Genomic DNA, 24364 nt, shown 5'->3' on the forward strand with positions numbered 1-24364 from the left:
GTCGAGACACGCCGAGTTCGTGCTTGCCTTCCCGTGTCTCGACTTCGCTCGACACAAACGGAAATGGAGAGCGCGCGGCTGATGCTCCCGCTGGCTTCGCTTTGGCGCATCGCGCGGCGCGACCTCGCGACGCGCATACGCGGGCTGCGGCTGCTCGCGGTGTGCCTGTTCCTCGGCGTCGCGACGCTCGCCGCGATCGGCAGCCTGACGCGCGGGATCACCTCCGAACTCGAGGTGCGCGGGCAGACGATCCTTGGCGGCGACATCGAATTCGGACTGCCGCAGCGGCAGGCGAGCGACGCCGAGATGGCAGCGTTTCGCGAGGTCGGCGAGGCATCGGCGACGGTTCGGATGCGCGCGATGGCCAATGCGCCGGGTGGCGAGGCCCTGCTGTCCGAACTGAAAGCGGTCGACGCCGCCTATCCGCTCTACGGCACGATGCGGCTGGAAAGCGGCGTGCGGCGCGGGCCGCCGGCGGCGGGCGCGATCTGGGTCGGCGCCGATCTGGCCTCGCGGCTCCAGCTCAAGGTCGGCGAACAGGTGAAGTTCGGCGACAAGAGCTTCCGCATCGACGGCATCATCGCCGAGGAGCCCGACCGATTGGGCGAGGGTTTCACGCTGGGGCCGGTGGCGATCATCGGGCTCGGCGACCTCGAGGCGACCAAGCTGATCCAGCCGGGCAGCCTCTATGAGAGCAAATATCGCGTCCGCCTGCCGGGCAATGCCAATCCCGAGACGGTCGGCAAGGCGCTGACCGAAAAATTCCCCGAGGCGGGGTGGGAGATCACCGACCGCAGCAATGGCGCGCCGGGAACGCGGCGCTTTATCGAGCGCATGGGGCAGTTCCTGTCGCTCGTCGGCCTTGCGGCGCTGGTGATCGCGGGGATCGGCGTCGGCAACGGCGTCGCCTCCTATCTCGCGGGCAAGCGGCCCGGGCTGGCGACGCTGAAGGTGCTGGGCGCCGACAGCGGCACGGTGATGCGCATCTATGGCTTGCAGATCCTCGCGGTCGCGGCGGTGTCGATCTTTGCCGGGCTGGTCGTCGGGGCGCTCGCCCCGGCAGCGATCTCCGCGATCGCGGGCGATGTTTTACCGGTGAAGCCGGGTATCGCCATCTATCCGCTGCCGCTGGCGATCAGCGCGGCGTACGGCCTGCTTATCGCCATCGCCTTTGCCCTGCCCCCGCTCGCCGCGACGCGGCGCGTGCCGGCGGCAGGGTTGTTCCGCGCGACGATCGATGGTGCGGGACGGCCCGAGAAGCGGACGATTTTTGCGGTCGGCGCGGCGCTGGCGGCAATCGTCGCGCTCGCGGTCGGGACGGCGCGCGAGCCCTTGTTCGCGCTCGGCTTTATCGGCGCGGCGGCAGGCCTACTGTTGCTGCTCGTCGGCATCGGCTGGCTGGTGCGCAAGGGCGCGAGCCTTGTGCCGCGCCCCAAACAGCCGCTGCTGCGCCTCGCGGTCGCGAACCTGCACCGGCCGGGCGCCGCGACGGGCGCGTTGGTCGTGGCGCTCGGGCTTGGCCTCACGCTGTTCGTGACGCTGGCCGCGATCCAGACGAGCATCACCGCCGAAATCGCGCGCACCGTGCCGCAGCGCGCGCCGAGCTTCTTCGTGCTCGACATTCCGCGCGACGGCGCGGGCCAGTTCCGCTCGATGGTGACCAAGGCCGCGCGCGATGCCGACATCAACCTGATCCCAGCGCTCCGCGGCAGCGTCACCGAATATGCCGGCCAGCGTGTCGATGAACTCGCCGAACTGCCCGAAGGCGCATGGGTGCTGCGCGGCGACCGTGGGCTGACATACAGCCCGACCCTGCCCAATGGCAGCGAATTGACCGCCGGGACATGGTGGGCGGCCGACTACAAGGGCCCGCCGCTGGTCAGCGTCGAGGCGGAGGTCGCGACCTCGCTCGGCCTCAAGATCGGCGACACGCTTTCGGTCAATGTGCTGGGGGTCGAGGTGCAGGCGAAAGTGGCGTCCTTCCGCACCGTCGAATGGGACAATTTCGGGCTGAACTATGTGCTCGTCTTCTCGCCGGGCAGCTTCGACGCCGCGCCGCACAATATGGTCGCGACCGTCGCAGTACCGCCAGCGGCCGAGGCGGACCTCGCGCGCAGCATTCCGCGCGCCTTCCCCTCGGCGTCGCTGATAGCGGTGCGCGACGTGATCGGGCAGGTCACGACGCTGCTGACGCAGATGAGCCAGGCGATCGCTGCGGCGGCGAGCATCGCGATCTTGGCCGGCATCGCGGTGCTGATCGGCGCGATCGCGGCAAGCCGCGAGCGGCGGGTGTACGACAGCGTGATCCTGAAATTGCTCGGCGCGACGCGCGGCCAGATATTGGGCGCGCAGGGACTGGAATATGCGGTGCTGGCGCTGATCCTCGCGGCGCTGGCGCTCGGGCTCGGGCTCGGGGCGGGCTGGTATGTGGTGACGCAGATCTTCGACTTCGGCTTCGCACCCGACCCGTTTGTCGTGGGCATGACGCTGCTCGGCGGCGCCGGGCTGGCGTTCCTGATCGGGATTGCGGGAAGCTGGCCCTTGCTGTCGGTGCGCCCGGCGAGCGCGCTCCGCAGTCTGTAGAGACCCCTTTCCCGTTCGTGTCGAGCGAAGTCGAGACACTCCGGCGCCGGCATTTGCGTCCCTCGACTTCGCTCGGGACAAACGGACGCGGGGTCAGTTGAGGAGGCGCACCACCGCCGACACCGCCGCCAGCCCCAGCACGGCGGCGACCATCGCCTGCCAGATATGCGGCGGAACGCGGCCGAAGTGGCGCGCGCCGACCAGATTGCCGAGCCACATCGGCGGGAACAGCAAGAGCGCGATCAGGAACAGCTTCCACGTCGCGATGCCGACCCATAGCGCCGCAAGCGTGCCCGCGATCGCGGTTGCGAAGAAGATGAGCAGCATCGATGCGCGCGCGACCTTGGGGTCGAGCGAGCGGCGGAGGTAGAAGGGCACGACGGGCGGCCCCGGCATCGCGGCGAAGCCGGTGAGGATGCCCGAGGCGAAGCCGGTGCCCGCCACCGCCGCGCGCGTCGGGCGATGGCCGTCGGGATGCTTGGGCAGCAGCACGGCGATGAAGGCGACGACGGCGGCGAGCGTGATGAGCAGCCGCGCGATGTCCGACGGCGTCGCGTCGAGCGCGGCCATGCCGAGCGGGGTGGTGACCATCGCCAGCAAGGCGATCGGGACCGCCGTCGTCCGGTCGGCGTCGGCGAGGATGAGGCGGATGCCGACGGGGCCGATCAGCAGCTGGAGCAGGATGCCGAGCACCACCGCCTCCGCCGGGCTGATGATGAGGCCGAGCAAGGGCACGAGGATGATCGCCATGCCGAAGCCGGTCAGCCCGCGCACATAGGCGGCCCCGAAAGTCATGGCGGCCGCGCCGGCAAGGGTCAGCGGCGCGAGGCCGGCGAGTTGCTGAACCCCGCTCACCGCCGCGGCCCCAAGGTCACCAGCCACACGTCGGGCGGCACGCCATAGCGCAGCGGCACTATGCTGGTGCCCAGCCCGGCGCCGACGAAGATCTTCTGCTCCCGATCGGTCATTTCGCCGCAGGCGAAGCGGTCGCCATATTTCGACGCATAGCTGAGCGCGCCGACCAGAGGCAGCGCGATCTGGCCGCAATGGGTGTGGCCGGCAAACACGGCATCGACCGACGCGGGCAGGTCGGGGACGATGTCGGGGCTGTGGCTGACAAGGATATGGGGGCCCGCGCCGAGCCGCGCCATCGCCGCGTAGGTCTGCGCGATTTTGGCGTGTTTGGTGACCTCGTCGTCGGCGCCGCCGACGATCAAAGGCCCGCGCCGGACCGCCGTGTTGCGCAGCACGGTGACGCCCGCCGCCTCCAGTCCCTTTGCGATCGGTTCGGGCTGGAACCAGTAATCATGGTTGCCCAGCACCGCGACCACCCCGAGCCGCGCCTTCGCCTCGGCAAAGGGGGCGGTGAGTTCGGCGGCCGAATAATGGCTGGTCGCCAGATTCTTGCCGCTGTGGAAATCGCCCGCGAGCAGGATCAGATCGGGCTTGAGCTTGTTCAACCGGCCAAGGATCGCGCGCAGCCGTTCGGGCGGCATGTCGGGTCCCGCGACATGGGTGTCCGAGATCAGCAGCACCCGCATCGCCGGCTCGCCCGCAGGCCAGTCGGCGAGGGTCAGCGTCGCGTGGCGAATGATCGGCTCGGCCCGGGCGTTCCACACCCCCTTGGCGACGATCGCGACGGCGACCAGCAACAGCAGCAACAGCCAGCGCCGCCAGCGGCGGCGCGACGCGACTGCGGCGATGCTCAACCGCGCAGGTCGGGCGGGGTCGCCTCGCCCTTCAGCATCGCGATGGCTTCGGCGAGCGGCATGATACGCTGGCCGTCCTGGCCGAGGGTGCGGATCGCGACCGTGCCTTCCTCGGCCTCGCGCTTGCCGACGACGAGCAGATACGGGACCTTGGCGAGGCTGTGTTCGCGGACCTTGTAGTTGATCTTTTCGTTCCTGAGGTCGCTGTCGACGCGGATGCCCGCGGCGGTGAGCTGCGCCACGGCGTCGCGGGCATAATCGTCGGCGTCGCTGACGATCGTCGCGACCACCGCCTGCACCGGCGCGAGCCAGGTCGGGAAGCGGCCGGCGAAATGCTCGATCAATATGCCGATGAAGCGTTCATAGGTGCCGAGGATCGCGCGGTGGAGCATCACCGGGCGATGGCGCTCGCCATCCTCGCCGATATAGCTCGCGTCGAGCCGTTCGGGCATCACGCGGTCGGACTGGATCGTCCCGCACTGCCAGGTGCGGCCGATCGCATCGGTGAGGTGAAATTCGAGCTTGGGGGCATAGAAGGCGCCCTCGCCCGGCAGTTCTTCCCAGCCATAGTCCTCGGTCGCCATGCCGGCGCGTTCGACGGCTTCGCGCAGTTCCGCCTCGGCCTTGTCCCACATTTCCTCGGTGCCGAAGCGCATCTCGGGACGGAGTGCGAGCTTCACCGCATATTTCTCGAAACCGAGCTCGCGATAGACGCGGTCGAGCAGTTCGCAGAAGCTGCGGACTTCCTCAACGATCTGGTCCTCGCGGCAGAAGATATGGCCGTCGTCCTGCGTGAACTGCCGCACGCGCATGATGCCGTGCAGCGCGCCATGCGGCTCGTTGCGGTGGCAACAGCCCATTTCGGCCATGCGCAGCGGCAGGTCGCGGTAGCTCTTCATGCCCTGGCGGAAGATCAAGACATGCGCGGGGCAGTTCATCGGCTTGAGCGCCATCCATTCGGCGTCGTCCGACACGAGCGGGCCCTCGTCGCCGATGTTCGGCACCTCGTCGGGGATGACGAACATATTCTCGCGATATTTGCCCCAGTGGCCCGACTGCTCCCATTGGCGCGCGTCCATCACCTGCGGGGTCTTGACCTCCTGATAGGCGGCGCCGTCGATCGCGCGGCGCATATAGGCCTCAAGCTCGCGATAGATGCGGTATCCCTTGGGATGCCAGAAGACGCTGCCATGCGCCTCTTCCTGCAGGTGGAACAGGTCCATCTCGCGGCCGATCTTGCGATGGTCGCGCTTGGCGGCTTCCTCGAGCCGGACGAGATGCTCGGCGAGCTGCTTCTTGTTGAGCCAGCCGGTGCCGTAGATGCGGCTGAGCTGCGCATTCTTCTGATCGCCGCGCCAGTATGCGCCCGACACGCGCGTCAGCTTGAACGCTGCGGGGTCGAGCTTGCCCGTCGAGGCGAGGTGCGGGCCGCGGCACATGTCCATCCAGCCGTCGCCCGAGCGATAGACGGTGAGTTCCTCGCCCTCGGGCAGTTCATGCGCCCATTCGGCCTTGAAGCTTTCGCCCTCTGCCGCCCATTTGGCGATGAGCTTGTCGCGGTCCCACACCTCGCGCGTCAGCGGCAGGTCGGCGGCGATGATCTTGCGCATCTCCTCCTCGATCAGCGGCAGTTCGTCGTCGCGGAACGGGCCATGGTCGGCGGTCGGCGCGAAGTCGTAATAGAAGCCGTCGCCCGTCGAGGGGCCGAAGGTGATCTGGGTGCCCGGAAACAGGTTCTGCACCGCCTCCGCCAGCACATGCGCGAAGTCGTGGCGGACGAGTTCGAGCGCATCGGCCTCGTCGCGGCTGGTCACCAGCGCGAGGTTGGTGTCTTCCACCAGCGGGCGCATGATGTCGCGCAGCTCGCCGTCGATCTTTGCGGCGAGCGCGGCCTTGGCGAGGCCGGGCCCGATGTCGGCCGCGATCTGGGCCGGGGTAGTCCCGCGCGCGACTTCACGGGCAGAGCCATCGGGAAGGGTGACGCGGATCATCTGGGACATCGAAAAATCGGCCTTTCTGGCGGGGTAAAACTGCGCCCCTTTGCCAGTATGCGCCAAGAGCGGCAAGGGGCGGATTCGCAATCGGGCTTGCAATGATACAATGTCTCATTATCTGGACAGGCCAGCCTCCAGCGAAAGTGTCCCATGCCCTTGCCCGCCGCGCGCCCGCGTACCGCCGACCTTGCCGGTATGGCGCTGTCGGCGACCTGCCTGATCCACTGCCTCGCGCTGCCGATGCTGCTCCTGCTCGCGCCCGCGCTTGGCCACTGGATCGCGCTGCCCGAATGGACGCACGCCGCGATCCTGCTGCTCGCCATGCCCGCCGCCCTTGTCGCCATGCGCGGTGGCTGGCACCGCCATCGCCGATCGGCGCCGGGGCTGGTCGCGGCGGCGGGGCTGGCCCTGCTCGCACTCGGGCTGGCCGCGCATGAAGGATGGATCGCCGCCGCCAGCCCGGCAGCCGCAGACACGCTGCTAACCTCGCTCGGCGCACTCAGCCTGGCGGCGGCGCATGGCGCCAATTGGCGGCTCGATCATCAAGCGCCTTAGCCGGCTTGCCAAGCCGCGGACACCACCTAGGATCGCGGGCGAATGGAGGAACCCGCCATGACCGACCAGCCCGCGCACAGCATCGCCGCTATCCTGCCCTGCACCGACCTCGACGCCAGCACCGCCTTTTACGAACGGCTCGGGCTCCGAATCGAAAGCGATCATGGCAGCTATCGCATCCTCGGCGACGGCGCGGGGTGGCAGTTGCACCTGACCAACGAGGCGCCCGAAGGCTGGCTGGTCCCCGACCAAAATCCGTTCGGCCTCTATCTTTACACCCCGCGCGTCGAGGAACTGGCCGACGCCCTGCAGACCGACATCATCGAATCCGAAGGCTGGGCGACGCACAAGCCGTGGGGAATGTATGAATTCGCGATCTCCGACCCCGACGCGACGCTGGTGCGGATCGGCTGGCCGAGCCGGTTGATCGACCCGTCAACCGCCTGACGATAGTACCCTTGTCATTATGTCAATGACACTTGACTAATATGCGGCGCGCTGTAAAGTGACCTTGTCAATTTATGGAGGTCCCTTGTCATGGCGATGTATAAAAGTCCGGCGACGCGCCGTTACCTGATCCGCATGGCGGTCCTGATGAGCCTGTACATCGTGCTAATCTTTGCCGCCGGCTGGACCTTTCGCCACACGGCGATCGCCGGCATCCCGGCCTATGCGCTGGCGATCGCGCCCGCGCTGCCGATCATCGGCGTCTTCTGGGCGGTGATGCGGCTGCTGGTCGAAGAGCCCGACGAATATATCCGCATGCTGCAGGTGCGACAGTGCCTGTTCGCCACCGGCTTTTGCCTGACGGTGATGACGGTCTGGGAATTCCTGCAGAATTACGACCTGGTGCCGCCCGGCAATGGTGGCTTCGGCGCCGCCTTCTTCTGGTTCATCGGACTGGGGCTGGGCGCATTCTATAACAGAATGACGATGGGCACGGCGGGCAGCTGCGCGTGAAGAACCGGCTCAAAGTCCTGCGCGCCGAACGCGACTGGAGCCAGCAGGACCTCGCCGAGCGGTTGCAGGTGTCGCGCCAGTCGGTCAATGCGATCGAGACCGGCAAATATGACCCGTCGCTCCCCCTCGCCTTTCGCATCGCCGACCTGTTCGGGATGGCGATCGAAGAGATTTTCCAGCGCGACTGAACCGCTATCCTTGCTCCCTCGCGCCGCCGCCGCTAGGGGATCGGCTCCCGCAAAGGAGCCTTTCCCATGTTCAAGCGCCTGTTCGTCGACCACCCCAAGAGCGTCGATGAAAATTATATCGAGCATTTCGGCGTCGCGTCGAAATTCGGCGTGACGATGATCTGGGGCGGGATGTGTGCGCTGGTCCATGCGGTCGTGCCGGGCTGGTGCATCACCACCGGCAGCGACACGATTTCGCGGCTCAACAAGATCATGGTCGAACAGCGCCGCGCCAAGGGGCAGGCGGTGATGCAGATGAGCACCATCGACTGGGTGATCTGAGCAGGGTGTCCGACGCCGTCCATTACCTCGACCGCGCCGCGCGGCTGCGGCTTGCCTATCGCCATGTCGCGGGCGCCGGGCCGACGATCGTATTCCTGCCCGGTTACATGTCCGACATGGCGGGCGGCAAGGCGAGTGCGCTGTTCGACTGGGCCGCCAGCGAAGGGCGCGCGTGCCTGCTGCTCGATTATGCCGGATGCGGACTGTCGGGCGGATTGTTCGCCGAACAGACGCTGCTCGACTGGCGCGGCGATGTGCTCGACCTGATCGATGCGAAGGTCGACGGACCGGTCCTTCTCGTCGGGTCGTCGATGGGCGGGTGGCTAATGCTGCTGACGGCGCTGGCGCTGACCGCACGCGACGGGGCCGACCGCGTCGCGGGACTCGTCGGCATCGCGGCAGCTCCCGATTTCACCGACTGGGGCTTCACGGCGGAGGAGAAGGCGATCATCCTCGCCGAAGGGCAATTGCGCGAAGAAACGTCGTACAGCGACCAGCCCTATGTCACGACGCGCGCCTTCTGGCAGTCGGGCGAGGCGAATTTGCTGTTGGAGGCACCGATCGCCCTCACTTGCCCCGTCCGCCTGCTCCATGGGCAGGAGGACGGCGACGTGCCGCCCGAGATCAGTCTGCGCCTGTCGGCGGCGCTCGCCGGCGACGATGTGCAAGTCACGCTCGTCAAGGGCGGCGATCACCGACTGTCGCGCGACAGCGACATCGCGCTGCTGGTCGATACCGTCGCGCGTCTCACCCCTTAACCCGAAGGATCATCATGGCTCGCAGCGATTTCCGGTTCCACGTCAGCAAGCGCGTCCGTTACGCCGAAATCGACGCCCAAGCCGTCGTGTTCAACAGCCGCTACCTCGAATATTTTGATATCGGGATCACCGAATATTGGCGTGCGGTCGGGGTCTATGACCGCTGGCCGGCGACCGACAGCCCCGAATTCCACGTCGCGCGTGCCGAGGTCGATTACAAGGTGCCGATCCTGCTCGACGAGGAAATCGACATCTGCGTGCGTTGCTCGCGCGTCGGACGCAGCTCGATGACCTTCCTGTTCGAGCTGCACGGCGCGGGCCAAGACGACCTGCGCGCGACGGGCGTGGAGGTCAGCGTCCATGTCGAGGAAGCGCGCGGCGCAACGTCACCGGTGCCCGATGAATTCCTATCCCTGTTCGAGGCGTTTGAACAAAAGCCCCTGCGCGCCTAAGTTCACGCCATGACCATATATCTCCACACCATGATCCGCGTCACCGACCCCGACGCGACCGTCGCCTTCTTCAACCTGATCGGGCTGGAGGAGGTGCGCCGTTTCGACAGCGAGGCGGGGCGCTTCACGCTGATCTTCCTCGCGCCGCCGGGACAGGCCGGGGTGGCCGAGGTCGAGCTGACCTATAACTGGCCGCCCGCCGACGGCAGCGCCGCCGAAACCTATGGCGGCGGGCGCAATTTCGGGCACCTCGCCTATCGCGTCGACAATATCTACGACACCTGCCAGCGACTGGCCGATGCCGGGGTGACGATCAATCGCCCGCCGCGCGACGGCCATATGGCCTTCGTGCGCTCGCCCGACGGCATTTCGGTCGAGCTGTTGCAGGACGGCAATCTGCCACCGCAGGAGCCCTGGGCGTCGATGCCCAATATCGGCGAGTGGTAAACTGCGCCGCCGCGCATCAGGCGGCGGCGTTCACGGCATTTTCCGGCGCGGCGGGTTGCTGCCAACGGTCGGTGACCATGCAGTCGCGCCCGCTATGCTTGGCGGCATAGAGCAATCGGTCGGCCTCGGCGAACAGGCGGTCGAAATCGAGCGCCGCGCCGTCGGTCCGTGATTCGAAGATCAGCAGGCCGCCGCTCGCGCTGATCGGGCGCGCGACCTCGGGCACGTCGGCGGCGATGCGACGCGCCAGCGCCTGGCGGCAGCGTTCGGCGGTGCCCGCCGCGTCGGGGCGGTCGATCAGCAGGAAGAATTCTTCGCCGCCGATCCGTGCGACCACCCCGCCATGGCCCTCGCGCAGCCCTGCGGCGGCCGCGCACAGCACGGCGTCGCCCGCCTGATGGCCGTGGAGGTCGTTGACCGACTTGAAATGGTCGATGTCGATGAGGGCGGCGGCGGTGAAGCGGCGATCACCCGTGGCGAGCAGATGTTCGAGCCCGCGGCGGTTGCTGAGCCCGGTCAGCGGGTCGGTCTGCGCCGCATCCTCCATCGCGCCGGCGCGCGCCTGGGCCCAGTCGCGTTCGCGGCGCAGAATCATAAAGCGGTCGGCGACGCCAAGCGCGGTGATCACCAGTTCGAGCGCGATCGCCAGATAGAGCAATTGGTCGAGCCACATGGGCCCGACATAGAAACCGAGGCCACGCGCGATGCGTTCGAAGCCGCAGGCGATGATCGGCATCCATGCGATCGCCTGATAGCGCGCGGCGCGGCTGCCGCGCCGCCAGGCGCGGACGAGCACGACGACATAGGTCAGGAGAACCGGCAGATAGCCGACGAAATAAAATTTGTTGCCCCACGGCCGCACCCCTTCGACCGGCGCCATCGCGATCACCCCGAACAGGGGAATCCAGAGCGCGCAGAGCATCAGCGCGCGCCGTTCGCCCCGGGCGATTTTCCCGGGTTCGAGGAAGTTGAGGCAGAACATCGTCGCGGCGACGATGCCGACGCTGAAGCTGATCTGCGACGCATAGCCATAGGCCAGCGCGCTGATCCCCGGCACGACGGCGAAGGCGAGCCCCGACGACAGGCTGATGTGGAGGATGATGCACATCGCGAGCGTGATGTGCCAGAGCAGGAAGCGTTCGCGCAGGACGCGGAAAAAGGCGATGTTAAAAACGATCGGCGCAAGCGCGAGGCCGGTGAACAGCGCGATCAGCAGCATGGTCTGGGTCGACCAGCCGCCGGTTCCGGCCGGCGAGAGGCGCGCGGTCTTCAGCGTCGTCAGGAAACCAAGGCGGTCGAACGCGACGGCGACCTCGACCGGCGGCGACGCGCGCTGCGGCAGGGTCAGGTAGAAGTCGGGACCCGCGACGCGATATGGCATCGCCTCGGCCCCTTCGCGCACGATCGCGGCGGTCGTCCCGTCGGCGTAACGGACATAAAGCGATATTCGCTGAAAACGGCTGGTGCGCGCGTTGAATTCGAGCGGGCCTTTTCCAGCCGCGGCGATCACGGCGGCGTCGAAGAACAGCCAGTTGCGCTGTCCGGCAAGCGACCAGCGATCGGCCCCGCAATCGCGGCGCACCCCCGGCGCCGACACGGTGCGATAGCTGTCCCAAAGCGTCGATTGCAATGTGCAGGGCGCGGGTCCCGACGCGGCGCGCGCGGGGGACCAGCCAGTCAGGATGACCGTCGCAAGAAAGACTATTGCGAGACGCAGCAAAGACATGACCCCTCAAGTCGTTAGCGAAAACTAACCCCAAGGGCTTGCAACATGGTTAACTTGGCGGTCGACGGCGCGCGGCGGGTCGATTATCTTTGCGCCACACCCGAAATCGACCGGACGCGGTCGCGGGCGCCCACCGAATATCAAGGCTGCTGCTCGATCGTTCCGTCTGGGAATGGACAGCCGGAAAGAGGAGAAGATCATGCTGGAGATCGTCCGAATCCCCGTCCTCAGCGACAATTATGTCTGGCTGGTCCACGAACCCGCCAGCGGTGCGACGATGGTCGTCGATCCGGCGGTTGCCGATCCGGTGCTGGCGGCCGCTGCGGCGCGCGGCTGGACGATCACCGACATCTGGAACACCCATTGGCACCCCGATCACACCGGCGGCAATGCCGCGATCAAGGAAGCGACTGGCTGCACGATCACCGGCCCGGCGGCGGAATATGCGCGCATCCCGACGCTCGATGTGCAGGTGACGGGCGGCGACACCGTCCGGCTGGGCGACGTCGCGGCGATGGTGTGGGATGTCCCCGCGCACACCGCCGGTCATATCGCCTATCATTTCGCCGACGACGCCGCGATCTTCGTCGGCGACACGATGTTCGCGATGGGATGCGGCCGGCTGTTCGAGGGCACCGCCGAGCAGATGTTCGCCAATATGCAGCAGCTCGCCACCCTCGACGATGCGACCCGCGTCTATTGCGCGCACGAATATACGCTGTCGAACGCGCGTTTCGCGGTCACCGTCGATCCCGACAATGATGCGCTCGCGGCACGGTTGGCAGCGGTCGAGTCCGCCCGCGCGGCGGGCGAGGCGACGGTGCCGACGACGATCGGCGCCGAGCGCGCGACCAACCCCTTTTTGCGCGCCCCGACCGCCGCAGAGCTCGGCCGAATCCGGGCGCTGAAGGACGTCGCATGACGGCTTCAGCAACCATTCATCGCGCTGTCCGTAAATTGTCATCGTCGCAGGAGTGCCGTCATGGCGAAGTGTAATCCAATGCAGGCGGCGGTGCTGGCCGCCGCGATGGCGCCGTTGCTCGCAAGCTGCGCGTCGTCCGACACCGGCGCGCCGCGCGCCGAAGCGCTGACGCCAAAACAGAGCGAGCGGCTCGGCAAACAGCTGGCGGGCAAGGTTCCCGGCAAGCCGGTGAATTGCCTGTCGAACAGCGCGACCTATGAAACGATCCGCATTTCCGACGATATCCTGTTGTACCGCGCGGGCGGGCGGCTCGTGTATCGCAACGACCTGAAAGGCAGCTGCCCCGGGCTCGCGCGCGACAGCGACATCATGGTCGTCCGCCAGTTCGGCGGTTCGACCTGCAGCGGCGATTTTTTCCACCTGGTCGACCGGTCGAGCGGCATGCGCGGCCCGACCTGCGTGCTTGGCGATTTTGTCCCCTATCGCAAACCGGCGGGGGACGAAGGCTGAACCCGTAGCGGTTCAGCGACGGGCGGGGTTCCGGTTTGCGCCGAGCTCTTCGGGTCGCAACCCCCGCCCGTCATTAGCTTTTTCGCCCGCCCGTGAAGGGAAGAGGCTGCTCTATCCCCTATACATCGCCGCGATCTTGTCAGCGTAAACCTCGCGCAGGATGTGGCGGCGGATCTTCATCGACGGCGTCATCTGTTCATTCTCGATCGTGAACGCCTCGTCCGCGATGTCGAATTTGCGGACCTTTTCGATCACCGACAGCTGGCCGTTCACCCGGTCGACCGCCGCGCGCAGCGCCGTGCGGAATTTTTCATGCTCGCGCAGCAGCTTCATGTCCCTGGGCAATCCCTCGGCCTCGGCCCATTCGGCGGCCCATTCGGGATCGGGCACAATCAGCCCGACCAGATGCGGACGCTTGTCGCCATAGACCATCGCCTGCAGGATCTCGGGCTGGAGCGTCAGCATACCCTCCACCCGCTGCGGCGCAACATTGTCGCCCTTGTCGTTGACGATCAGGTCCTTCTTGCGGTCGGTGATGACGATGCGGCCCTTCGGATCGATATGGCCGATGTCGCCGGTGTGCAGCCACGGTCCCTTGTCGGGTTCGGCGGGATCGACGACCAGCACGCGCTCGGTCTCGGGCTTGTTGCGCCAATAGCCCTTCATCACCAGTTCGCCGCGCACCAATATCTCGCCGTCGTCGGCGATCCTGACCTCGGTATTCATCAGCGGCGGGCCGACAGTGTCCATCTTGAGCCCGACCGACGGGCGGTTGCAGCTGATCACCGGGCCCGCCTCGGTCTGGCCGTAGCCCTGGAGCAGGGTCAGGCCGATCGAGTGGAAAAACACCCCGATTTCGGGATTGAGCGGCGCGCCGCCCGACACCAGCGCCTTCATCCGGCCGCCGAAGCGCTGCTGGATCTTCGGGCGGAACAATTTGTTGAGGATCAGGTCGACCGGGCCGTCGAGAATGCCCTTGCGGCGCTCATAGTCCTTTTCGCCGACCCGGATCGCCTGCCCCAGCATCCAGTTCGCGAGCTTGCCCTGTTTTTCGACCGACTTGATCATCCGCGCGCGGATCACCTCGAACAGCCGCGGGACGACGACCATGATCGTCGGGCGCGTTTCCTCGATGTTCGAGACGAGCTTTTCGAGCCCCTCGCTATAATAGATTTGCGCGCCGACCATGATCGGCAGGAACTGCCCGCCCGAATGTTCATAGGCGTGGCTGAGCGGCAGGAAGGAGAGGAACACCTCCTCGTCGCCGATCCCGAAGTCGTTGACGAGCACCTCCGCCGCCCCCGCCGCATTGTGCAGGATCGCGCCATGATGCTGCATCACCCCGCGCGGCGCCCCGCCGGTGCCGCTGGTGTAGATGAGGCAGGCGACATCCCCGCGCTTGAATTCCAGCGCGCGCGCGCGGGTCTCCTCCAGATACGCCTCGCCGCCCTCAACCAGCGGCGCCCAGTCGTGGACGCGCACATCGCCCTGCTGGCCGACGCGCAAGGACTCCATGCTGATCACCAGATTGGCGTCCGACCGCATCACCGCCGGCATCAGCACGCGCGCGAGTTTGGCGGTCGAGACGATCACCGCCTTCGCGCCGCTGTTGTCGAGGATATGCTGGTGATCGCGTTCGGTGTTGGTGGTGTAGGTCGGCACGGTGATGCAGCCCGCCGCCATGATCGCGAGGTCGGCGATGCAGAATTCGGGGCGATTCTCGCTGACCAGGACGACGCGGTCGCCGGGCTTCAGGCCGAGCTCGCGCAGATGATGCGCGAGCGCCGACACCTGGTTCGCGACCTGCCGCCAGCTCAGCGGATGCCAGGCGCGGTCGGCCTTGCGCCACAGGAACGGGTCTTCGCCACCGCGCGCCGCACGGTCGAAGAACATCGCGACCAGGCTCGGAAAATGGTCGAGATGCGGGTTTTCCAGCTTCATGCCTCTTGCTCTCCCGGAGAGGTATTCAATAAATAGGGACAGTCCCTATTTAATTTCTTCTGTTTCTTGGCCGTTCTCGGTTGGCCCGAATTAAATAGGGACTGTCCCTATTTATTGGCGCGCCGCGGCTTCTATCATTCCTAGCTCTGCGGCGGCGCGCCATCCACCGACGATGTGCCGGGGCCGCGCGGATCGGCGGCGCCACGCCACCCGTCGCCAACGCGCTGCGCCGCGTTGAGTTTCGATCCGAGGTCGGTCGGCACGAAGGAATAGCCGAAGGGCGCCATCTTGTCGGCGAGCGCCTTGCCCGCCGCGTCATTTTCGATCAGCACGCCCTGCTGCCCGAAGAAAAGATTGGGCAGCGCGATCGCGTCCTCGGCGGAGAGACCCCAGTCGAGCACCCCGACCAACGTCTTGGTGACATGCATGATGATCCGCTTGCCGCCCGCCGACCCGAGGGCGAGCACGACCTTGCCGTCGGGGCCATAGACGATCGTCGGCGACATCGAGGACAGCGGGCGCTTGCCCGCCTGCACGCGGTTGGCGGCGGGCGCTTCGCCGCGCACCGGGTTAAGGTCGAAATCGGTGAGCTCGTTGTTGAGGAAAAAGCCGTTGGCGTTGAGGTTGCTGCCGAAAATGCTCTCGATCGTCGAGGTCATCGAGGCGACATTGCCGTCCTTGTCGACCGCGACGAAATGGGTCGTGCCCTGTTCGGGGACCTGACCCGACGGGGTGCGCGGTTGCGCGCCCGGCGGGTTGCCGGCGGGATAGGAAGCGGCACGGCCATAGGGCGAGATCAACTGACGACGCTGCGACAGATAGGCCTTGTCGAGCAGGCCGGCGACGGGGACATCGACGAAATCGCTGTCGCCGAGATATGTCTCGCGATCGGCATAAGCCAGCTGCATCGCCTCGGACAGCAGATGCCAGCTCATCGGATTGTCCTTGCCCATCATCTTCATGTCCCAGCCCTCGATCATGCCGAGGATGCCGAAGACGGTGGTCGCGCCCGACGAGGGCGGGCCCATGCCGCAGACTTTATAGATGCGATAGGTGGTGCAGACCGCGGGCTTGTCCTGCGCCTTATAGGCGGCAAGGTCCTTGGCGGTCAGCAGCGCGGGGTTGCGCGTCGATTTCGCCACCGCATCGCTGATCGCCTTGGCATTGGCGCCGGTGTAGAAGGCGTCGGGGCCGCGCGCGGCAATGTCGCGCAGCAGCGCGGCATAGGCCGGGTTCCGGATGACCGTGCCGACCGGCGCAGGCTTGCCGTCGACATAATAAAGGGCGCGCGCGGCGGGGAAATCCTTCCACGTGTCCTGGACGCGGTCGAGCCAGCCATAGAGCGCGGGGGTGACCTGAAATCCTTCGTCGGCAAGCTTGATCGCGGGCTGAAACAGCGCCTTCCATTCGAGCTTGCCCCATTTCTTGTGGGTCAGTTCCATCAGGCGAACATTGCCGGGAACGCCGACCGACAGGCCGCCGGGAATGACGTCGCCATAACCGCGCGGCTTGCCGTCGGGGCCGAGGAAGCGGTCGGGCTTTGCCGACGCAGGCGCCATTTCGCGGCCGTTGACCGTCCCCGTCTGGTCGGTCTTTGCGTCATGGTAGACGAGGAAACCGCCGCCGCCGACGCCGCTCGATTGCGGTTCGACGAGGGTCAGCACCAGCATCATCGCCATCGCGGCGTCGGCGGCCGAGCCGCCCTCGTGCAGGATCTGTCGTCCCGCCTCGGTCGCGCGCGGGTCGGCGGACGAGGTCACCCCCTGCGCGGCGGCGAGCGAGGGAAGCGTTGTCAGGAAAAGGGCGAAGGCGGCGAGGAGTCTGTTGATCATGCGCGGGACATTGGCGCGGAGGGAAGGATGGTGCAAGTCCGAGTGGCAGAAACCAGTCCCCCTCCCGCTTGCGGGCGGGGCCAGGGGAGGGCCTGTGTAAGTGTCACCCGGCGCAAAATCGACACGCCCTCCCCCGCCCCCTCCCGCAAGCAGGAGGGGAGAAGATCATTCGGCGCCCACCCCGACCGCATCGGCGACATGCGTAAAGCCATCGCGCACCGCCAGATCCTCGAGCCCGCGCGCGATCCGCGCCGCGAGGCCGGGGCCGGCGAAGACCATCGCCGAATAGATTTGGACGAGGCTGGCCCCGGCGCGGATGCGCGCCCAGGCCTGTTCGGCATTGGCGATGCCGCCGACGCCGATCAGCGGAATGCCGCCGCCGCTCGCGGCGCGAAAGTCCTTGAGCCGCTGGAGCGCAAGGTCGTGGAGCGGCGCGCCCGACAGGCCGCCGGCCTCCTCCGCATGGCGCGAGCGCAGTATGGGCCGCGCGATGGTGGTGTTCGAGACGATCAGCGCCGCGAGCCCCTTGTCGAGCGCGACGGTGACGAGGTCGTCGATGTCGGCGGGTTCGAGGTCGGGCGCGACCTTGAGGAACACCGGCTTGGCGGCATCGGCCGGCTGCGCGGCGGCGACCGCGTCGAGCAGCGCCTCAAGCGCCCCCTTGTCCTGCAACGCGCGCAGCCCTGGGGTGTTGGGCGAGCTGATGTTGACGGTCAGATAATCGGCGAGCGGCGCCATCGCCGCCGTGCCCTTGGCATAGTCGGCGATACGGTCGGCGCTGTCCTTGTTGGCGCCGATATTGATGCCGAGCGGCACCGCGATACCGCAGGCGCGGAGCTTGACGATGCGTTCCGCCACCGCCGCCTGCCCGCCATTGTTGAATCCCATGCGGTTGATCACCGCGCCATCCTCGACCAGCCGGAACAGCCGCGGACGCGGATTGCCCTCCTGCGGCAGCGGGGTCAGCGTGCCGACCTCGACGAAGCCGAAACCGAAGCGCGGCATCACGGCGGCGGCGCGGGCATCCTTGTCGAAGCCGGGGGCAAGGCCGACGGGGTTCGGGAAGGTCAGGCCCGCCACCCTGGTTTCCAGGATTGGGCTGGTCAGCGCGGCGCGCGCGCGCGGCAAAGGTTCGAGCGCCGCGAGCGTCAGATTATGCGCCGCCTCGCCGTCGGTCGCGTGGACGATCGGGCGGACGAGCGCATAGGCCGCGTCGGTCAGGGAAGCGAAGAGCGTCATGGCCCCCGCCATTGCGCCGCGCGGGGGCCTATGGCAAGCCCGCAACGTCGCCAAAAATCCATCGGAAAAACCGGGAGAAAATCGTGTCGCAGCTTCGTATCCTGATGCCCCTGTCCACTGCCCTGTTCGCCCTGACGGTGGCCGGATGCGCGCCCATCGCGGCCGAACAGGCGCCCGCGACCGCAGCGGCGACGCCCCCCGCCGAGGTCGCGCCCGCCGGCGCCAACCTCGCCGAATTCTTCGACAAATATGACGCCGCGCAACTGTCGCTCTCACCCGAGACCAAGGCGCGGCGCGGGGTGCGCGACGGCGATTATGGCGCATGGGACGATGTGTCGGACGAGGCCGCGGTGGCGCGCTTCAAGCTGCAGACCGCGACCGCCGAGGCGATGCGCGGCAGCTTTGATCCCAAAACGCTGTCGGCCGACGAGGCGCTGTCGTTCGAGCTGTTCAACGCGCAGGCGGCGCGCGCCGAGCGCCTGTTCGCGTTCCGCGACCATGGTTATGTCTTCGACCAGATGAACGGCGCGCAAAGCCAGATGCCCGCCTTCCTGATCAATATCCACCGCGTCGCCAATGTCGCCGAGGCCGAGGCCTATGTGTCGCGCATTCGCGAAATGGGACCGATCCTTGACGCGCTGTCGGCGCAGTCGGCCGAGCGCGCCGCGAAAGGTTTTGCGCCGCCCAAATGGGTCTATCCCTATGTCATTTCGGACATCGCCAACCTGACCAAGCCCGACAATGCGGTGATCGAGGACATCAGCGCCAAGGTGAACAAGCTCGACATCGACGCCGCCGAAAAGGCGCGGCTGATCGCCGCCGCGAGGGCCGCCTGGTCGGAAAGCGCCGGCCCGGCCTACACGCGGCTCGCGGCCGAGATGACGCGCCAGCAGGCGATCGCGCCGACGCAGGACGGCGTGTGGCGGATGCCGGGCGGCAAGGCCTATTATGAGGCGCTGCTCGCCAATTACACGACGACCGACATGACCGCCGCGCAGATCCACGACCTCGGCCTGTCCGAGGTCGCGCGCATCCATGGCGAGATGAAGAAGATCATGGTCCAGGTTGGGTTCAAGGGCACGCTCAACCAGTTTTTCGACCATCTGCGCACCAGCCCGCAATATTATCACACGACGCGCGAGGCCTATCTCGCCGACGTCGACGCGCATGTGAAGGCGATGGAGGCGCGGCTGCCCGCTTTCTTCAACACCCTCCCCAAATCGGCGCTGCAGGTGAAGGCGGTCGAGGCGTTCCGCGAGAAATCGGCGGGCAAGGCCTTTTATTCCTCCCCGGCCCCCGACGGGTCGCGACCGGGCATCTATTATGTGAACCTCTATGACCTGCGCGACATGCCCAAGACCGAATTGGAGGCGCTGGCCTATCACGAGGGCGTGCCGGGGCATCATCTGCAGCGCGCGGTGCAGACCGAACTGACCGGCCTGCCGCCCTTCCGCCGCTTCGGTGGTTTCACCGCCTACACCGAGGGCTGGGGCCTCTATTCGGAGGAACTCGCCAAGGACATGGGTTTCTACACCGATCCCTATGCCGATTTCGGGCGGCTGGGCATGGAATTGTGGCGCGCGACGCGGCTCGTCGTCGACACCGGGATCCACGACAAGCGCTGGACCCGCGAACAGGCGATCCAGTATCTCAAGGACAATACCCCGAACCCGCAGGGCGACATCGAAAAGGCGATCGAGCGCTATGTCGTCTATCCCGGGCAGGCGACAGCCTATCTGATCGGCAAGCTCAAGATCATGGAATTGCGCCGCCGCGCACAGGCGGCGATGGGCGACCGGTTCGATTTTCGCGCCTTTCACGATGTCGTGCTCGAATCGGGGCCGGTCCCGCTCGATGTGCTCGAACGGCGGGTCGATGCGTGGATCGCCGCCAAAAAGAGTTAACCCGCTTGACGATTGCGGCTTGACGCGCGGCGCCGAAAGGCAAATGAATTGGACCAGTTAAACAGGCGGCAACCAGCCGTCGGGGTCGGGTCTCGCCATGACGGAAGCTACATCCACGCCACCGGGCGCGGACGGCGATGAGCCGTTCGAGCTGCAGTATTTTCCGCCCGATCCCGATCTGGCGGAAATGGTGTCGAGTTTCTATTTCGTCCGCATCGACCTGCCCCTGTTCGACGAAAGCGAACGCGCCGACCGCCCGCAATTTCGCATCATGGACGTGCCCGAGGGCGAATATATCTTCCCCGACGGTTATCGTTTCCCGGCCGGGCGCGCGACGATCATCGGCCCGACCAGCGGCAGCGTGCGGGCGATCGGCAACGGTCCGCTGCGCATGTATGGCTTCGGCCTGATGCCCGCCGGCTGGGCGACGCTGATGGGATCGCACGCCGACAAGCTGACCGACCGCGCGATCAACGCCGCCGACCTGTTCGGCGACTGGATCGAGGAGGTGGTCGACGCGATCGGCAACGCCGCCGACACCGCCGAACGGCTGGTGATCGGCAATAATTTCGTCCGCGAGATATTGAAGAAGAACGAGCCGGCGCCGGTGTGGTTCACCCGCACCGTCGACGAATGGCTGACCGCCTCCCCCTCCCCCCAGGTGCCCGAACTGGTCGAGGCGACGGGCATGTCGATCCGATCGGTCGAGCGTATGACGAAACATTATTACGGCCTGTCGCCGCGCATGCTGGCGCGCAAATATCGCGCGGTGCGCGCCGCATCGGCGCTGGCGCGCGGCGAAAAGCTCGACGACGCCGAACTCGGCGACGCCTTTTACGACCAGTCGCACCTGATCCGCGAGATCAAGCGCTTCGCCGGCGCGACCCCGGGCCAGCTTGCCCGACCCTCGCCCTATACCGAGGCGACCGCGAAGGGGCGCAAGCAGATGGCGGGCAAGGTCAGCCCGATGGTCTCCGAAACCTAAACGGCGCGTTGACGAACAAAAATTCCACGCACCGACGTTTTGGCGTTTCCATACAATCGCGAATCGTCGCCGCCCCATATTCGGGGCTTGCGACCCAGAAGAGCTCGCCTCTTTCAGAGGAACGAGACCTTCATCTTGGCACTCATTCGGCTCCGGCCGGGTGGGTGCCTTTTTTTCTTGGGCGCGGCCAAAACCGCCTTGCTTGCGCGCTGCAAAAGCCTCGCCTATATAAGTGGAGTAAATCACTCCAGTTAAGAATCGTTCGCAATTTGCGCGCGACAGAGAGCCGCGATGCGCCTGTCCAACCTTGCCGACTATGCCGTGGTGCTGATGAGCGCCGCCGCCCGCCAGTGCGGGTCGGTGCCGCTGCACGCCGCGATGCTCGCCGAGCAGACCGGGATTCCCGGGCCGACGGCGCAGAAGCTGGTGAGCGGCCTCGCCCGGGCGGGCCTGCTCGTCGCCTCGCGCGGCAGCGGCGGCGGGGTGCGGCTCGCGCGGCCGGCGGCGGCGATCAGCGTCGCCGATATCATCGAAGCGGTCGAAGGACCGATCGCCCTCACCTCCTGCGTGTCCGAAGGGCGGCATGACTGTTCGCTTGAGGGCAGCTGCAAGGTGCAGCCGCATTGGGGCGTCGTGAACGGCGCGGTGCGCGGGGCTTTGGCGGAGATCAGTCTGGCGAGTTTAGCCGTCGTCCCCGCGAAGGCGGGGACCGCTGGCGAATCTACGCCAGCGATGCAGCATACACCGACAGCGGCCCCCGCCTTTGCGGGGGCGACGAGTTAAGATATGACCGACAACACCGAACTCCCCGTCAAGGACCAGGCCGCGCACGATGCAGCGGCGAAGGTCGCCGATTATGAGCATGGCTGGTCCTCGACCATCGAGACCGACTTCGCCCCCAAGGGGCTGACCGAGGATACGGTCCGCTTCATTTCGGCGAAGAAGAACGAGCCCGAATGGATGCTCGACTGGCGGCTGAAGGCGTTTCGTCATTGGCAGACGATGGAAACGCCCGACTGGGCGAAGCTCAACGTCCCGCCGATCGACTACCAGGATGCGTACTATTATGCCGCGCCGAAGCCCAAACCCAAGCTCGGCAGCCTCGACGAGGTCGATCCCGAGATCCTCGAGGTTTATAAAAAGCTCGGCATCCCGATCGAGGAGCAGAAGGTTCTCGCGGGGGTCGAGGGCGCGCGCAAGGTCGCGGTCGATGCGGTGTTCGACAGCGTCAGCGTCGCGACGACCTTCCGCGAGGAATTGAAGCGCGCGGGCGTGATCTTCCTCTCGATTTCCGAGGCGATCCGCGAATATCCCGAGCTGGTGAAGAAGTGGCTCGGCAAGGTCGTGCCGATGCACGACAATTATTTCGCGACGTTGAACTGCGCGGTCTTTTCCGACGGCACCTTCGTTTATGTTCCCGAGGGGGTGCGCTGCCCGATGGAGCTGTCGACCTATTTCCGCATCAATGCCGAAAATACCGGGCAGTTCGAGCGGACTTTGATCATCGCCGACAAGGGCGCGTATGTCAGCTATCTCGAAGGCTGCACCGCGCCGATGCGCGACGAGAATCAGCTCCACGCCGCGGTCGTCGAACTGGTGACGCTCGACGATGCCGAGATCAAATATTCGACGGTGCAGAACTGGTATCCCGGCAATGCCGAGGGCCTTGGCGGCATCTATAATTTCGTCACCAAGCGCGCGCTGTGTCAAGGCAAGCGCAGCAAGGTGTCGTGGACGCAGGTCGAAACCGGCTCGGCGATCACCTGGAAATATCCGAGCTGCGTGCTCAACGGCGACGACAGCGTCGGCGAATTCTATTCGGTCGCGGTCACCAACAATTATCAGCAGGCCGACACCGGGACCAAGATGATCCACAATGGCAAGCGCACGCGCTCGACCATCGTCAGCAAGGGGATCAGCGCGGGCAAGTCGAACAACACCTATCGCGGCATCGTCCGCGTCGCGCCGAACGCCGAGGGCGTGCGCAACTTCACCCAGTGCGACAGCCTGCTTTTGGGGTCGCTCAGCGGCGCGCACACCGTCCCGTATATCGAGGTCCGCAACCCGAGCGCGACGGTCGAGCATGAAGCGACGACGAGCAAGATCAGCGACGACCAGCTCTTCTACGCGATGCAGCGCGGGCTGGGACAGGAAGAAGCGGTGGCGCTGATCGTCAACGGCTTTGCCAAGGAAGTGCTGCAGCAGCTGCCGATGGAGTTTGCGGTCGAGGCGCAGAAATTGCTGGGGATCAGCCTTGAGGGGAGCGTGGGATGATGCTGCGCTGGGTGTTTCAAAAGCGACCACCAGTCGCGCCTGCTTGCGAACCGGAGTTGGTTCCCAATCCGCATAATCAAACGGGCGGCGCCCATGGCTTCGTCCGCGTCCCGCAAGTCGAGACACCGACGATCAACGGATGGCCCCGTCCAAATCGAATCTCACGAATATAAGATCGACCAACACCATGCTCAAAATTGAAAACCTCCACGCCACCGTCGCCGACAAGCCGATCCTGAAGGGTCTGTCGCTCGCCATCAATGCGGGCGAGATCCATGCGATCATGGGGCCCAATGGGGCGGGCAAGTCGACGCTGTCCTATGTTCTCGGCGGACGGCCGGGCTATGAGGTCACCGAGGGTTCGGTGAGCTTCACGCCCGATGTCATGTTCCCCGGTGCAGATGCGGCCGGCGAGCCGGGTTCCGGCTTTCAGCGGGGTACGGGAACGACCGAGACGCTCGACCTCCTCGCGCTCGACCCGCACGAGCGTGCCGCAGCGGGCCTGTTCCTGGGGTTCCAATATCCGGTCGAAATTCCCGGCGTGTCGAACGTCCAGTTCCTGCGCGAGAGCCTGAACGCCCAGCGCAAGGCGCGCGGACAGGAACCGCTGTCGGGCGGCGATTTCCTGAAGCTGGCGCGCGAGAAGGCTGGGCTGCTCAAGATGGACATGGACATGCTCAAGCGCCCGGTGAACGTCGGCTTTTCGGGCGGCGAGAAGAAGCGCAACGAGATGGTGCAGATGGGCATCCTCGACCCCAAGCTCGCGATCCTCGACGAGACGGACTCCGGCCTCGACATCGACGCGCTGCGCATCGTCGGCGACGGGATCAACGCCATCATGCGACGCCCCGACAAGGCAGTGCTGCTGATCACCCATTACCAGCGGCTGCTCGACTATGTGCAGCCCGATTTCGTCCACGTTCTCGCGGGCGGCCGCATCGTCAAGTCGGGCGGCCCCGAACTGGCACTCGAACTCGAACGCGAAGGCTATGCGGAGATCGCGGCGTGACCCACCTCCCCGCCGCAGGCGCCCTCTCTTTTTCTCTCCGCGCCTCCGCGTCTCC

23 protein-coding genes are annotated in these 24364 nt (G+C 66.3%); 16 read left to right on the forward strand and 7 right to left on the reverse strand.

Annotated features, from left to right (window positions below):
• Positions 1 to 81: 81 nt before the first annotated feature.
• On the forward strand, positions 82 to 2583 hold the full coding sequence (locus ACREB7_RS11360) for an ABC transporter permease (RefSeq protein WP_431592385.1): 2502 nt from the start codon (positions 82 to 84) through the stop codon (positions 2581 to 2583).
• Between the two features lie 93 nt (positions 2584 to 2676).
• Here the strand turns inward: ACREB7_RS11360 and ACREB7_RS11365 are convergent, their stop codons facing one another.
• Genes ACREB7_RS11365 through thrS form a run of 3 tightly spaced genes read right to left on the reverse strand, consistent with a single transcriptional unit; the run spans position 2677 to position 6292 of the window.
• The gene (locus ACREB7_RS11365) at positions 2677 to 3438 is read right to left on the reverse strand and encodes a sulfite exporter TauE/SafE family protein (RefSeq protein WP_431592386.1); all 762 of its coding nucleotides are present in this window, start codon (positions 3436 to 3438) and stop codon (positions 2677 to 2679) included.
• Positions 3435 to 4292, reverse strand: a complete 858-nt coding sequence (locus ACREB7_RS11370) for a metallophosphoesterase (protein WP_431592387.1) — start codon at positions 4290 to 4292, stop codon at positions 3435 to 3437. Before ACREB7_RS11370 ends, ACREB7_RS11365 begins: the two co-directional genes overlap by 4 nt.
• Positions 4289 to 6292, reverse strand: a complete 2004-nt coding sequence (gene thrS / locus ACREB7_RS11375; protein WP_431592388.1) for a threonine--tRNA ligase — start codon at positions 6290 to 6292, stop codon at positions 4289 to 4291. Before thrS ends, ACREB7_RS11370 begins: the two co-directional genes overlap by 4 nt.
• A 144-nt stretch (positions 6293 to 6436) precedes the next feature.
• On the opposite strand from thrS, the gene ACREB7_RS11380 reads away from it, so the two are divergent.
• The 8 genes from ACREB7_RS11380 (at position 6437) to ACREB7_RS11415 (ending at position 9967) form a co-directional block, all read left to right on the forward strand.
• Positions 6437 to 6841, forward strand: a complete 405-nt coding sequence (locus ACREB7_RS11380; RefSeq protein ID WP_431592389.1) for a MerC domain-containing protein — start codon at positions 6437 to 6439, stop codon at positions 6839 to 6841.
• A gap of 57 nt (positions 6842 to 6898) precedes the next feature.
• Positions 6899 to 7288 carry a VOC family protein gene (locus ACREB7_RS11385; RefSeq protein ID WP_431592390.1) on the forward strand — a complete coding sequence of 130 codons (390 nt, stop codon included), beginning with the start codon at positions 6899 to 6901 and terminating at the stop codon, positions 7286 to 7288.
• Positions 7289 to 7378: 90 nt separating this feature from the next.
• Entirely contained in the window at positions 7379 to 7801 is a 423-nt protein-coding gene (locus ACREB7_RS11390; RefSeq protein WP_431592391.1) for a hypothetical protein, read from the forward strand.
• Positions 7798 to 7989 carry a helix-turn-helix transcriptional regulator gene (locus tag ACREB7_RS11395; protein ID WP_431592392.1) on the forward strand — a complete coding sequence of 64 codons (192 nt, stop codon included), beginning with the start codon at positions 7798 to 7800 and terminating at the stop codon, positions 7987 to 7989. Before ACREB7_RS11390 ends, ACREB7_RS11395 begins: the two co-directional genes overlap by 4 nt.
• 66 nt (positions 7990 to 8055) lie before the next feature.
• On the forward strand, positions 8056 to 8310 hold the full coding sequence (locus ACREB7_RS11400; protein ID WP_058808361.1) for a DUF6356 family protein: 255 nt from the start codon (positions 8056 to 8058) through the stop codon (positions 8308 to 8310).
• Complete coding sequence (locus tag ACREB7_RS11405) at positions 8307 to 9068, forward strand: alpha/beta fold hydrolase (protein WP_431592414.1); 762 nt, start codon at positions 8307 to 8309, stop codon at positions 9066 to 9068. The genes ACREB7_RS11400 and ACREB7_RS11405 overlap by 4 nt, the downstream gene beginning before the upstream one ends.
• Before the next feature lie 14 nt (positions 9069 to 9082).
• Entirely contained in the window at positions 9083 to 9520 is a 438-nt protein-coding gene (locus tag ACREB7_RS11410) for an acyl-CoA thioesterase (protein ID WP_431592393.1), read from the forward strand.
• A gap of 9 nt (positions 9521 to 9529) precedes the next feature.
• Positions 9530 to 9967, forward strand: coding sequence for a VOC family protein (locus tag ACREB7_RS11415; RefSeq protein WP_431592394.1), 438 nt, complete (start codon positions 9530 to 9532; stop codon positions 9965 to 9967).
• Positions 9968 to 9983: 16 nt separating this feature from the next.
• Here ACREB7_RS11415 and ACREB7_RS11420 read toward each other — a convergent pair whose 3' ends face one another.
• Positions 9984 to 11693, reverse strand: a complete 1710-nt coding sequence (locus tag ACREB7_RS11420; protein WP_431592395.1) for a sensor domain-containing diguanylate cyclase — start codon at positions 11691 to 11693, stop codon at positions 9984 to 9986.
• Between the two features lie 199 nt (positions 11694 to 11892).
• Here ACREB7_RS11420 and gloB point away from each other — a divergent pair, with 199 nt between their 5' ends.
• Both gloB and ACREB7_RS11430 read left to right on the forward strand, forming a co-directional pair.
• The gene (gloB, locus tag ACREB7_RS11425) at positions 11893 to 12615 is read left to right on the forward strand and encodes a hydroxyacylglutathione hydrolase (protein ID WP_431592396.1); all 723 of its coding nucleotides are present in this window, start codon (positions 11893 to 11895) and stop codon (positions 12613 to 12615) included.
• Between the two features lie 60 nt (positions 12616 to 12675).
• The gene (locus tag ACREB7_RS11430) at positions 12676 to 13125 is read left to right on the forward strand and encodes a DUF6491 family protein (protein ID WP_431592397.1); all 450 of its coding nucleotides are present in this window, start codon (positions 12676 to 12678) and stop codon (positions 13123 to 13125) included.
• A 111-nt stretch (positions 13126 to 13236) separates the two neighbouring features.
• On the opposite strand, the gene ACREB7_RS11435 is transcribed toward ACREB7_RS11430, so the two are convergent.
• The 3 genes from ACREB7_RS11435 to ACREB7_RS11445 all read right to left on the reverse strand — a co-directional run bounded on the left by ACREB7_RS11435 (position 13237) and on the right by ACREB7_RS11445 (position 18137).
• On the reverse strand, positions 13237 to 15066 hold the full coding sequence (locus ACREB7_RS11435; RefSeq protein WP_431592398.1) for an AMP-dependent synthetase/ligase: 1830 nt from the start codon (positions 15064 to 15066) through the stop codon (positions 13237 to 13239).
• A gap of 140 nt (positions 15067 to 15206) precedes the next feature.
• Positions 15207 to 16898, reverse strand: coding sequence for a gamma-glutamyltransferase (gene ggt / locus ACREB7_RS11440; protein ID WP_431592399.1), 1692 nt, complete (start codon positions 16896 to 16898; stop codon positions 15207 to 15209).
• A gap of 165 nt (positions 16899 to 17063) precedes the next feature.
• Positions 17064 to 18137: a quinone-dependent dihydroorotate dehydrogenase gene (locus ACREB7_RS11445; RefSeq protein ID WP_431592400.1), complete on the reverse strand. Its 1074-nt coding sequence runs from the start codon at positions 18135 to 18137 to the stop codon at positions 17064 to 17066.
• A gap of 104 nt (positions 18138 to 18241) precedes the next feature.
• Between ACREB7_RS11445 and ACREB7_RS11450 the strand changes: the two genes are divergently transcribed.
• The 5 genes from ACREB7_RS11450 to sufC all read left to right on the forward strand — a co-directional run bounded on the left by ACREB7_RS11450 (position 18242) and on the right by sufC (position 24309).
• A complete protein-coding gene (locus ACREB7_RS11450; protein ID WP_431592415.1) occupies positions 18242 to 20041 on the forward strand; it encodes a DUF885 domain-containing protein in 1800 nt (599 codons plus the stop codon).
• A gap of 97 nt (positions 20042 to 20138) precedes the next feature.
• Entirely contained in the window at positions 20139 to 21026 is an 888-nt protein-coding gene (locus ACREB7_RS11455; RefSeq protein ID WP_431592401.1) for a helix-turn-helix domain-containing protein, read from the forward strand.
• Positions 21027 to 21317: 291 nt separating this feature from the next.
• On the forward strand, positions 21318 to 21809 hold the full coding sequence (locus ACREB7_RS11460) for an SUF system Fe-S cluster assembly regulator (protein WP_431592402.1): 492 nt from the start codon (positions 21318 to 21320) through the stop codon (positions 21807 to 21809).
• Positions 21810 to 21812: 3 nt separating this feature from the next.
• Entirely contained in the window at positions 21813 to 23300 is a 1488-nt protein-coding gene (sufB, locus tag ACREB7_RS11465) for a Fe-S cluster assembly protein SufB (RefSeq protein ID WP_431592403.1), read from the forward strand.
• A 187-nt stretch (positions 23301 to 23487) separates the two neighbouring features.
• On the forward strand, positions 23488 to 24309 hold the full coding sequence (sufC, locus tag ACREB7_RS11470; RefSeq protein ID WP_431592404.1) for a Fe-S cluster assembly ATPase SufC: 822 nt from the start codon (positions 23488 to 23490) through the stop codon (positions 24307 to 24309).
• Positions 24310 to 24364 lie beyond the last annotated feature (55 nt).

This window comes from Sphingopyxis sp., from assembly GCF_050725615.1.
In the GTDB taxonomy this organism is placed as follows: Bacteria; Pseudomonadota; Alphaproteobacteria; order Sphingomonadales; family Sphingomonadaceae; genus Sphingopyxis.